Source organism: Pseudomonas sp. GW821-FHT04C07, assembly GCF_059420325.1.
The window spans coordinates 252233-263862 of the sequence record NZ_JBWKTM010000004.1 but is presented as its reverse complement, the minus strand read 5'-3'; the positions used below and the strand labels follow the sequence as shown (position 1 = coordinate 263862).

The following is an 11630-nucleotide window of genomic DNA, read 5'->3' as shown; positions in this document are numbered from 1 at the left end:
GATGGGACGTGCGTGGTTAAGTCGTTGCGTAATCAGGTGTTGGTGTCGGAATGTGTGCCCTGTTCAGCCGACGGCGTGAAGTTCGTTGAGTCTGTGGATCCCCGCAGTGCCAGTCATACCGTCCCAGTTGTCGCCGCGTCCTTCTCGCCAGCCATTGATCCACGCTTGGCGTACTGACGGTAGAGTAAATGGGCAAAGCTCACGGGATTTGCCACCAACGCCATATTGATATCCGCGTAAAAATGCTCTTTCCAACGGATCACGCTTAAGTCTTCTCATAGGGTGTTTCCCTCAATGTTGACTGTGTAATGTCCTGTCGGCCTCAATCGAGGCCGGGCAGAAAGTCTCTGCCGTTGGTGGCTCGCTGCCGGCGTCGCGAGCCAAGGTGTTGACGTCATTGCGGCGTCAACCTGTATTGAGTTCTAACCAATGCGTCACATCGAGGGAATGATCGTTTTGTCATAAGGACGTAACGATAATGATGTTAAGGCGATAAGCTGGACGGGTTTCGCGACCTGTTTTTTGAGCAAAGCCCGCTATGATCAGCCTCCTGCCAGATTCGGAGGTTAATTCACTCGCGAAAATGTCGGCCTGTTGCAGTCGGGTATTTTTCGACGAAGGGTCGAGATATGACATTTTGTTGCAACGAATTTTTTATCTGCCCTTGCATCTAAGCTCATTTAACCTCTTGGTTGGCTGAGCAGCCGGGGTGGGACGGCACACCTTCGTGCCACGCGAGCGCTCTTCGAGAAAAGCGCTTGATTGAAAACCGGGCGGGCAATGCGTTGCCCGTTCACTCATTGCTTAAAGGCCCTGGAACTCCCCATGTCGGATCGTTACGAACTCTTCCTCACTTGCCCTAAAGGTCTCGAAGGCCTGCTTATCGAGGAAGCCGTCGGGCTTGGCCTTGAGGAAGCGCGCGAGCACACCTCCGCCGTGCGCGGCATGGCCAGCATGGAGACGGCTTATCGCCTGTGTCTGTGGTCGCGTCTGGCCAACCGGGTGTTGCTGGTCCTCAAGCGCTTCCCGATGAAGGACGCTGAAGACCTCTACCACGGTGTGCTGGATGTCGAGTGGCAGGACCATATGCTCAACGATGGCACCCTGGCCGTGGAGTTCAGCGGTCACGGTTCAGGCATCGACAACACTCACTTCGGCGCCTTGAAGGTCAAGGATGCGATTGTCGACAAGCTGCGCACTGCGTCGGGCGAGCGTCCATCCATCGACAAGATCAACCCGGACCTGCGCATTCACCTGCGTCTGGACCGTGGCGAAGCGATTCTGTCTCTCGATCTGTCTGGCCACAGCCTCCACCAGCGCGGTTACCGTCTGCAGCAAGGTGCGGCACCGCTGAAGGAAAACCTCGCGGCAGCGATTCTGATTCGTGCCGGTTGGCCGCGCATTGCTGCCGACGGCGGCGCGCTGGCTGACCCGATGTGCGGTGTGGGCACCTTCCTGGTGGAAGCTGCAATGATCGCCGCGGACATGGCACCGAACCTGCGACGCGAGCAGTGGGGCTTCACCGCCTGGCTCGGCCATGTGCCGGCGCTGTGGAAAAAGCTCCATGAAGAAGCCAAGGCACGTGCCGCTGCCGGTATGGCCAAGCCACCGCTGTGGATTCGCGGTTACGAAGCCGACCCACGACTGATTCAGCCGGGCCGCAACAACATCGAACGTGCTGGCCTGAGCGACTGGATCAAGGTGTACCAGGGTGAAGTCGCGACCTTCGAGCCGCGTCCGGACCAGAACCAGAAAGGCCTGGTGATCTGCAACCCTCCGTATGGCGAGCGTCTGGGTGATGAGGCGAGCCTGCTCTATCTCTACCAGAATCTCGGCGAACGTCTGCGTCAGGCCTGCCTGAACTGGGAAGCCGCGGTGTTTACCGGCGCGCCGGATCTGGGCAAACGCATGGGCATCCGCAGCCACAAACAGTATTCGTTCTGGAACGGCGCCTTGCCGTGCAAATTGCTGCTGATCAAGGTACTGCCGGATCAGTTCGTCACCGGTGAGCGTCGTACCCCGGAACAGCGTCAGGCCGAACGTGAACAGGCGGCCTACGATCAGTCGCCGACCGAGCCGCAAGAGCGTCAGTACAATAAGAACGGCAATCCGATCAAGCCGACGCCTGCACCGGCTCCAGTAGTTGAACAGGCACGTCTGAGCGAAGGCGGGCAGATGTTTGCCAACCGCCTGCAAAAGAATCTCAAGGCCATGGGCAAGTGGGTCAAGCGCGAAGGTATCGACTGCTACCGCGTCTACGATGCCGATATGCCGGAGTACTCGATGGCCATCGACCTGTATCACGACTGGGTCCATGTTCAGGAATACGCGGCACCGAAGTCGATCGATCCGGAAAAAGCCTCGGCGCGTATGTTCGATGCCCTGGCGGCCATTCCGCAGGCGCTGAACATCGACAAGAGCCGCGTGATCGTCAAGCGTCGTGAGCGCCAGAGCGGCACCAAGCAGTACGAGCGCCAAAGCGCCCAAGGCAAGTTTACCGAGGTCAGCGAAGGCGGCGTGAAGTTGCTGGTCAACTTGACCGACTACCTCGACACCGGGCTGTTCCTGGATCACCGGCCGATGCGCCTGCGGATTCAGAAAGAGGCCGCCGGCAAGCGCTTCCTCAACCTGTATTGCTACACCGCGACGGCCAGCGTGCACGCAGCCAAGGGCGGCGCGCGCAGCACGACCAGCGTCGACTTGTCGAAAACCTATCTGGACTGGGCGCGACGCAACCTGTCGCTCAACGGCTTCTCCGACAAGAACCGTCTGGAGCAGGGCGACGTAATGGCCTGGCTGGATACCTGCCGCGATGAGTTCGATCTGATCTTTATCGACCCGCCGACTTTCTCCAACTCCAAGCGCATGGAAGGGATCTTCGACGTGCAGCGCGATCAGGTGCAATTGATCGATCTGGCAATGGCGCGTCTTGCCCCAGGCGGTGTGTTGTATTTCTCCAACAACTTCCGCAAGTTCCAGCTTGAGGAAAACCTCACAACGCGTTACGCCGTTGAGGAAATCACCGCACAAACTATCGACCCGGATTTTTCGCGTAACGGAAAAATCCACCGTGCCTGGAAAATTACCGCCCGCTAAATAGTGATTGGATCCATAGAGCCTTGATTTTTAAAGGCTCTTGGCTCTTTTTACGCTGGTCAAATTAGTGGCAAATAGCTATAACTCAGTCAAAGCCCATGTGACGCCCAAGCTCGCTGGCGTTTTGAGTTCTGCTTATGTCGTTGCATGCCGTACGCCCGAAAATTCTGGGATTCATCAGCGAAGATGTTTCGGCCTGGCTGGTCGCGATACTGGTATTGCTCGCCGGAGGCATTCTGACGGGATTGCTGGCCTGGGCGACGTTCAATCTGTATCAGCAACAATTGCGTCAGCGCTTTCAGTTGCTGGTCAGCGAGCGTTACAGCCGAATTGAGGAGCGTTTCGAAGACCAGGAGCAGCGCCTCGACAGTCTGCGGCGATTTTTTACTTACTCCGATTCGGTAACCCGCCAGGAATTTGATGGCTACGCCAAGCCATTGTTACTCCGAACTCAAGCCTACTCTTGGGCGCCGCGAGTCACTGGCGTCGAACGCTCGTTGTTCGAGCGCAACGTGCGAGCGCAGGGGCTGGCAGGCTTTTCCATTCGTGAATTGAATGCTGCGGGTCAATTGCAACTGGCTGCCGAGCGCGATGAGTACGTGCCGGTGTTGTTCAGCCAGACGCAAAGTGTTCTCGGTGTACCGTTGGGCTATGACTTGCTGGCCCAGCCTTTGCGTCGCTCGACCCTGGAGCGCGCACGCAACCACGGATCTCTGGCGGTCTCGCAACCGATGGACCTGGTCGGGATCGAGCCGGCCTATGCTCGCGGCGTCTTGTTAGTCGCACCGGTCAGCATGCACTCATCCAGCGCAAGCCCGACGCCTGAACCCTATGGCTATGTCATGGCAGTGATCAGCATCCGTCAGTTGGTGGCTGACGGTTTGCCTGAGGCGAGTCATGACAACCTGGCGATACACATTCTCGACCTGTCCACCGGGAATAAGCACGAAACGCTCTATGAATCGGATAATCGGCCAGTGCAAAGTGAGTTATTGGCGTCTCGTACGCTGCGCTTTGCGGATCACGATTATCAGGTGGATATCCGGCCCAGCGCGGCATTTATGCGGGCCAATCATTTTTCGGTCATCAGCCTGGCGGTGCCCGGCGGTTTGCTCAGCGTCCTGCTCAGCGCCTTGCTTTATGTCCTGGTCAGCCAGCGACAACGGGCCTTGGCGCTGGTCGAACAACGCACCCGTGAATTGCGCCTGCGCGAGCAGGAACTGCGCGGTGCCCATGGGCAGTTGCGCAGTGTGTTGAATGCGGCGACGCAGGTGGCGATTATCGCGACGGACTTGCGCGGCGTGATCAGCACCTTCAATGCCGGCGCCGAGCAAATGCTCGGTTATCGAAGTGTCGATGTGCTGGAACACATGACACTGGAAAGCCTGCACCTGGCCACTGAGTTGCAGGCGCGAGCGGAGCAACTGAGTCGGCGTTATGGCAAACCGATCCCGATATGCCAGGCGATGCTCGTCGAGGGTGGCGAAGAGGGTGGGCATGAGGCTCGCGAGTGGACGCTGGTGCGTGAGGATGGCACCCGTCTGACGGTCAATATGCTGGTGGCGCCGGTGTTCGATGAGTTGGGCCTCTGGATCGGGCATCTGGCGATTTGCATCGATATTACTGAGCGTAAGCGGGTGCACGAAGCACTGGCGGCGCGCGATAGCCTGCTGAAGAAGCTCAGCGCACATGTGCCGGGCGGGATTTACCAATTCAAGATGGCGGCTGACGGCAAGTTCAGCGTCATCTATGTCAGTGACGGCATTCGTGACATTTACGAGATTGAGCCGGATGTGCTGCAAACAAACGCGGAGGCAATCTTCGAGCGAATCTATCCGCAAGACTCGACCAGAGTCCGCGCCTCGATTCGCTCCTCTGCCCAGAAGCTTAGCCCGTGGCGTGAGGAGTACCGTGTGCAGCTGCCCCAGCGTGGGCTGCGCTGGGTGCGTGGTGAGGCGACGCCGGAAGAGTTACCCGGTGGCGGGGTGCTTTGGCACGGCTATGTCTCGGATATCTCTGATATGAAGCGGGTTGAGGAGGAACTGCGCGCGCTTTCGGTTACCGACTCCCTGACCGGGATTCACAATCGGCGTTATTTCCAGGAGCGCCTTAAAACCGAAATGGCCCGGGTTGCGCGCGGTGTCGGAGAACTGGCGGTCATCATGCTTGATATCGACCATTTCAAGCGTATCAATGATCAGCACGGTCATGCGGTGGGTGATCGGGTGCTGCAAGGCGTCTGTCAGCGCATCGGCCAGCGGCTGCGGCGTACCGATGTGTTCTGTCGTTTAGGCGGCGAGGAGTTCATGGTGCTGTGTCCGGACACTGATGCGCGGCAGGCTTATACCCTTGCGGTAGAGCTTTGGCAGGGGCTGCGCAGTTTACCGATCGATGGGGTAGGTTCAGTGACAGCGAGCTTCGGGATTGCCAGCTGGCGGTCAGGTGAGGGAGCTGATGCGTTGCTGCTGCGGGCCGACTCGGGTGTGTATGCGGCCAAGCAGGCGGGGCGGGATCGGGTTGAGACGGAGTTGGTTTAAGTTCTGATGCGCTGATCGTTCCCACGCTCTGCGTGGGAATGCATCACTGGACGCTCCGCGTCCGCTCTGAATGTGACGCAGAGCGTCACGGGCTGATCGTTCCCACGCTCCCGCGTGGGAATGATCAGCAATGGTTTTGAGGGTTACAGCGCCGAAGCCGTCGCCGCCGATTTCGGCTGACGGTAAAGATCCAGCAGTACCTGATCGAGCACCGAGGACGCGCCAAATGGTTTCGGATCATTGAGGATCGCCACCACTGCCCAGGTGTTACCGTTGCTGTCACGGCTGAAGCCGGCGATGGCGCGTACGGTATTCAGGGTGCCGGTCTTGATATGCGCTTCACCGGCCATGGCTGTGCGTTTCAGGCGTTTGCGCATGGTGCCGTCCGTGCCGGCAATCGGCATCGAACTGATGAACTCGGCTGAGTACGGGCTTCTCCAGGCCGCCTGCAGCAGCGCGCCCATTTCCCGGGCGCTGACCCGTTCGGCGCGAGACAGGCCGGAACCGTTCTCCATGACCAGATGCGGCGCAGTGATGCCTTTCTTCACCAGCCACTGGCGAACTACGCGTTGGGCGGCTTTGGCGTCATCTGCGTCGGCATCGTTGCGGTATTGAGCGCCGAGGCTGAGGAACAGTTGCTGGGCCATGGTGTTGTTACTGTATTTGTTGATGTCGCGGATGATCTCTGCCAGATCCGGCGAGAACGCCCGGGCCAGAACCTTGGCATCTTTAGGCACGGCGGCCAGACGATCCTTGCCCTGAATGCTGCCGCCCAATTCCTGCCAAATCGCCCGCACGGCACCGGCGGTGTAGGTCGCGTGGTCGAGCAGAGACAGGTAGGTCTGCGAACTGCAGCCGTCACCCAACTGGCCGTTGACTGTCACGTTCACGCCGCCGTCGGCCCGGGTTACCGGGTTGTAGCGCACGTTACCGGTGCACTGCTTGGAGTTGATGGCTTTGACCTGATTGTCGATTTGAATGCTGGCGATTGGCGGTTCGACGGAAATCAGTACCTTGCCCGAGTCATTGCGAGCGACAAAGCGCAACGCCTTGAGGTTGACCATCAATGAATCGGGTTTGACCAGAAACGGTTTGTTCTCGTCATTGCCGTCGTCATTGAACTCCGGCAATTGCGGTTGTACGAAGAAATTGCGGTCCAGCACCAGATCGCCGGTGACTTGCTGCACGCCATTGGCCCGCAGGTCACGCATCAGCAGCCAGAGTTTTTCCATGTTCAGCTTCGGATCGCCGCCACCCTTGAGGTACAGGTTACCGTTGAGGATGCCGCCGCTGAGGGTGCCGTCGGTGTAGAACTCGGTCTTCCACTGGTGGTTCGGACCGAGCATTTCCAGGGCGGCATAGGTGGTGACCAGCTTCATGGTCGATGCCGGGTTGACCGAGACGTCGGCATTGAAGATGGTCGGGGTGCCGGGGCCGTTGAGCGGGATCATCACCAGGGACAAGGCGCTGTCCTGCAACTTGCTGGCCTTGAGGGCCTTTTCAACGTTGGGTGACAGGGCGGTATTGATCGGGGCAGCAGAAACAGGGAGCGCCAGGGGCAAAAGAAGACTGGCAAGCAGCAATGGACGCAAAGATTTGATCATGTGAAGTAAAACCCTACAGCCGAGGGGAAAAAGATGAGGGCATGTTGATAAATTCCCTCAGTGGTCATGAAAGTGTCGGCATTATGCCCCAAGGTGGAGTGGCTTGTGCCTTAGGCTGCCCCCCTAATTCGCTATTTTTTTACCAGCGGTAGGCCCAAGCCCCCAGAGAGTCAGGCAATCGGCGGCTTAAACTGCTAAAGTGCCGCCCGTTATTACTTATGAGGATTGTTCCATGGCGACTAACCGTTCCCAGCGTCTGCGCAAAAAACTGTGCGTCGATGAATTTCAAGAGCTGGGTTTCGAGCTGAACCTGGATTTCAAAGAAGATTTGGCTGATGAAGCTATTGACGCTTTCCTCGACGCGTTCCTGAATCAAGCGATGGAAGCCAACGGCCTCGGCTATGTTGGCGGCGATGACTACGGTCTGGTTTGCCTGATCAAGCGCGGTTCGGTCAGCGAAGAGCAACGCGCCACGGTTGAGTCCTGGCTCAAAGCCCGCACCGAGCTGACCAGCGTTGAAGTCAGCCCGCTGCTGGACGTCTGGTACCCGGAAAAACCAATCAATCCGGTAGCCTGATGTCATGAATCAGCGGCCCGCCCGGGCCGCTGATTCGATACTGCTCTGTAGCAGCTGCCGCCAGGCTGCGTTCGGCCGCGAAGCGGTCGTAAAATCAGTTTGCGCATTTATTCAGAATGACCGCGATATCCATATTGCGACCGCTGCGCGGCCGAACGCAGGCTTCGCCAGCTGCTACGCCCTACGCCAGTTCAGAATCACCAGCGTCAACACCCCCGCCACAATCCCCCAGAACGCCGAACCAATCGAAAACAGCGTCAGTCCCGATGCGGTGACCATGAAGGTTATCAGCGCTGCTTCGCGTTCTTTCACTTCGTACATGGCGATGCTCAGGCCGTTGATGATCGAGCCGAACAAGGCCAGGGCGGCAATCGACAGCACCAGTTCTTTCGGCAACGCAGCGAACAGCGCCGCCAGTGTGGCGCCGAACACCCCGGCAATCCCGTAGAAAATCCCGCACCAGACCGCAGCGGTGTAGCGCTTGTTGCGGTCTTCATGGGCATGCGGCCCGGTGCAAATGGCGGCGCTGATCGCCGCGAGGTTGATGCCGTGGGAACCGAACGGGGCCAGCAGCAGTGAAGCAATGCCGGTGGTGGTGATCAGTGGCGACGCTGGCACGTTGTAACCGTCGGCGCGCAGCACGGCGATGCCCGGCATGTTCTGCGAGGTCATCGCCACTACGAACAGTGGAATGCCAATGCTGATGGTCGCAGCCAGGGAAAAGTGCGGCGTGGTCCAGATCGGCGTGGCGGCCTCAAGGCTGAAGCCGCTGAAGTCCAGCAGCCCCATCAGGCTGGAGAGCGCAGTGCCGATCAGTAACGCGGCAAGCACCGCATAGCGGGGCGACAGGCGCTTGATAACCAGATAGGTGAAAAACATGCCCAGCACCAGTGCCGTGCGGTGTTGCGCGGCGACGAAAATTTCGCTGCCGATCTTGAACAGAATCCCGGCCAGCAACGCCGCGGCCAGCGAGGCAGGAATACGCTTGACCAAGCGTTCGAAACTCCCGGTCAGCCCGCAGATGGTCACCAGCACCGCACAGGTTATATAGGCGCCAATGGCTTCGCCGTAGGTCACGCCGCCCAGGCTGGTGATCAACAGCGCCGCGCCCGGGGTCGACCAGGCGATGGTGATGGGAGTGCGATAGCGCAGGGACAGACCGATGCTGCACACCGCCATGCCGATCGAGATCGCCCAGATCCAGGACGAGATCTGTCCGCTGGTCAGTCCGGCCGCCTGGCCAGCCTGAAACATCAGCACCAGCGAGCTGGTGTAGCCGGTCATCATCGCGATGAAGCCAGCGACGATGGCTGACGGCGAAGTGTCGGCCAACGGGCGTAACTGCACTTGAGTGGCGTCGTTCATGGAGCGGTGTTCCTTGTTTTGGTCAAGATGATCCGTGGCCAGAGCGCAGGAGCTGCCGCAGATTCTATGTTCAAGCCTAAACTCAAACGTATCTGATCATTGCAATACAGCCGCGGGCGTAAACTGCCGTACAGTCGTGTTAGCACAGCCGGTTGTGTACAATGTGCCATGTTTTTTACGCGATACTTGCCCGCGACCCGCCGTGTCGTATTACAGTCACGGTTAATTCGCCGCAGTTTTCCTCACTCGAGCGCCCATGAACGAACAGTTGCAACCCCTCAAGAAACAACCGCGCGCAGGCAAGGCCGGCCGCAGCGGAACCCAGGACGATATTGTCTATGCACATATCTTCGAGGCTATCCTCGAACAGCGTCTGGCGCCCGGCACCAAGTTGAGCGAAGAAGCGCTGGGGGAAATTTTCGGGGTCAGTCGCACCATCATCCGCCGCGCCTTGTCGCGTCTGGCCCATGAAGGCGTGGTGTTGTTGCGGCCCAATCGCGGTGCGGTGGTCGCCAGCCCGAGCGTCGAGGAAGCCCGTCAGGTATTCCTTGCACGACGTTTGGTCGAGCGGGCGATTACCGAGCTGGCGGTGCAGCATGCGACGGCCGAGCAATTGACCGAGCTGCGGCAGATGGTCAACGAGGAGCGCGACAGCTTCTCGCGTGGCGATCGCGGGGCGGGTATCCGGCTTTCCGGCGAGTTCCACTTGAAACTGGCTGAAGCGGCGAAGAATGCACCGCTGATCAGCTTCCAGCGCAGCCTGGTGTCCCAGACTTCATTGATCATCGCCCAGTACGAAAGCGGCAACCGCTCGCACTGCTCCTACGATGAGCACACTCAATTGATCGATGCCATCGAGGCTCGCGACGCGACGCTTGCGGTGGACCTGATGATGCATCACATGGATCACATCGACAGCAAGCTCAACCTCGACGAAGAAGGCGCCTCGGACGACCTGCACGCAGTGTTCTCGCATCTGTTGCAGATCAAGAAACCAGGGCGTTCCGCGGCGAAGATTTGAATCTTTGATCGTTCCCACGCTCCGCGTGGGAACGCCTCTAGGGACGCTCCGCGTCCAGTGACGCAGAGCGTCACGGGCTGCATTCCCACGCAGAGCATGGGAACGATCAATGTCCGGAAAATCTAGCGCTGATGCACCAGATTCCCTGCCGCATAGGTCTGCAATACCGTCCGGTCATCCCCTAGCGTCATCAATACAAACAACGTCTCGGCGATGTTACTGGCCTGTTTCAGGCGATAGCTGAGCAACGGCGTGGCGTTGTAGTCGAGTACCAGGAAGTCGGCGTCGGTACCCGGTTGCAGCGTGCCGATTTTGTCTTCCAGACGCAGTGCCCGAGCACCGCCGAGGGTGGCCAGGTACAACGATTTGAACGGGCTCAGACGTGCACCCTGCAATTGCATGACCTTGTACGCTTCGTTCAGGGTTTGCAGCAGCGAGAAACTGGTGCCGCCGCCGACATCCGTCCCCAGTCCGACATTCAACTTGTGCTTCTCGGCCATCGGCAGGTTGAACAGGCCGCTGCCGAGGAAGAAGTTCGAAGTCGGGCAGAAGGCGATTGCCGAACCGGTTTCGGCCAGACGCGCGCATTCGTCGTCGCACAGATGCACGCCGTGGGCGAACACCGAGCGTTCGCCCAGCAGTTTGTAGTGGTCGTACACGTCCAGGTAGCCGCTGCGCTGCGGGAACAATTCCTTGACCCATTGCACTTCCTGCAGGTTCTCGCTGATGTGCGTCTGCATGTACAGGTCGGGGTATTCGCTGAGCAATTGCCCGGCCAGCGTCAGTTGCTCCGGGGTGCTGGTTGGCGCGAAGCGCGGGGTCACCGCGTAGTGCAGGCGGCCCTTGCCGTGCCAGCGTTCGATCAGCGCTTTGCTTTCGAGGTAGCCGGATTCGGCGGTGTCGGTCAGGTAGTCCGGCGCGTTGCGGTCCATCATCACCTTGCCGGCGATCATCCGCAGGTTCAGCTGCTCGGCAGCCTGGAAGAACGAAGTCACCGATTGCGGGTGCACACTGCCGAATACCAGCGCGGTGGTGGTGCCGTTGCGCAGCAGTTCCTTGATGAATATGTCCGCGACTTCTTCGGCGTGGGCTTTATCGGCGAACTGGCTTTCGCACGGGAAGGTGTAGGTGTTGAGCCAGTCCAGCAGTTGCTCACCGTAGGCACCGACCATCCCGGTCTGCGGCAAATGGATGTGGGTGTCGATGAAACCGGGAGTGATCAGCGCATCCTGATAATGGGTGACATCGATATCGGCTGGCAGCCTGGCGAGTAGTTCGCTGGCATGGCCGATGGCGCTGATCTGGCCGTTTTCAGTCACCAACAAGCCGTCCTCGAAATACTCGTAAGAGGCTTCGATACCAACCACGGCAGGGTCGGCGATACTGTGCAGGATGGCCGCGCGGTAGGCTTTGCGAGTCAAAGGCATGGG

The 11630-nt window shown here is 59.1% G+C and carries 8 protein-coding genes; 4 read left to right on the top strand and 4 right to left on the bottom strand.

The window, feature by feature from the left end; genetic code table 11:
* Positions 1–63: 63 nt before the first annotated feature.
* Complete coding sequence (gene rmf, locus AC07UI_RS10240; RefSeq protein ID WP_003223300.1) at positions 64–279, bottom strand: ribosome modulation factor; 216 nt, start codon at positions 277–279, stop codon at positions 64–66.
* 546 nt (positions 280–825) lie between these two features.
* Between rmf and rlmKL the strand changes: the two genes are divergently transcribed.
* Together rlmKL and AC07UI_RS10230 are read left to right on the top strand one after the other, a co-directional pair.
* Positions 826–3096, top strand: a complete 2271-nt coding sequence (gene rlmKL, locus AC07UI_RS10235) for a bifunctional 23S rRNA (guanine(2069)-N(7))-methyltransferase RlmK/23S rRNA (guanine(2445)-N(2))-methyltransferase RlmL (protein ID WP_494992377.1) — start codon at positions 826–828, stop codon at positions 3094–3096.
* 137 nt (positions 3097–3233) lie between these two features.
* Entirely contained in the window at positions 3234–5633 is a 2400-nt protein-coding gene (locus AC07UI_RS10230) for a sensor domain-containing diguanylate cyclase (protein ID WP_494992376.1), read from the top strand.
* Positions 5634–5776: 143 nt separating this feature from the next.
* On the opposite strand, the gene dacB is transcribed toward AC07UI_RS10230, so the two are convergent.
* Positions 5777–7237 carry a D-alanyl-D-alanine carboxypeptidase/D-alanyl-D-alanine endopeptidase gene (gene dacB, locus AC07UI_RS10225; RefSeq protein ID WP_494992375.1) on the bottom strand — a complete coding sequence of 487 codons (1461 nt, stop codon included), beginning with the start codon at positions 7235–7237 and terminating at the stop codon, positions 5777–5779.
* 232 nt (positions 7238–7469) lie between these two features.
* Here dacB and AC07UI_RS10220 point away from each other — a divergent pair, with 232 nt between their 5' ends.
* Positions 7470–7814 (top strand): YggL family protein, encoded by a 345-nt coding sequence (locus tag AC07UI_RS10220; protein ID WP_494992374.1) that lies wholly within the window; start codon positions 7470–7472, stop codon positions 7812–7814.
* Positions 7815–7988: 174 nt separating this feature from the next.
* Here the strand turns inward: AC07UI_RS10220 and AC07UI_RS10215 are convergent, their stop codons facing one another.
* Positions 7989–9179 (bottom strand): benzoate/H(+) symporter BenE family transporter, encoded by a 1191-nt coding sequence (locus AC07UI_RS10215; protein WP_494992373.1) that lies wholly within the window; start codon positions 9177–9179, stop codon positions 7989–7991.
* A gap of 256 nt (positions 9180–9435) precedes the next feature.
* Here AC07UI_RS10215 and AC07UI_RS10210 point away from each other — a divergent pair, with 256 nt between their 5' ends.
* Positions 9436–10200 (top strand): GntR family transcriptional regulator, encoded by a 765-nt coding sequence (locus AC07UI_RS10210; RefSeq protein WP_494992372.1) that lies wholly within the window; start codon positions 9436–9438, stop codon positions 10198–10200.
* A 122-nt stretch (positions 10201–10322) separates the two neighbouring features.
* On the opposite strand, the gene guaD is transcribed toward AC07UI_RS10210, so the two are convergent.
* Positions 10323–11627: a guanine deaminase gene (gene guaD, locus AC07UI_RS10205; RefSeq protein WP_494992371.1), complete on the bottom strand. Its 1305-nt coding sequence runs from the start codon at positions 11625–11627 to the stop codon at positions 10323–10325.
* Positions 11628–11630: the final 3 nt, after the last annotated feature.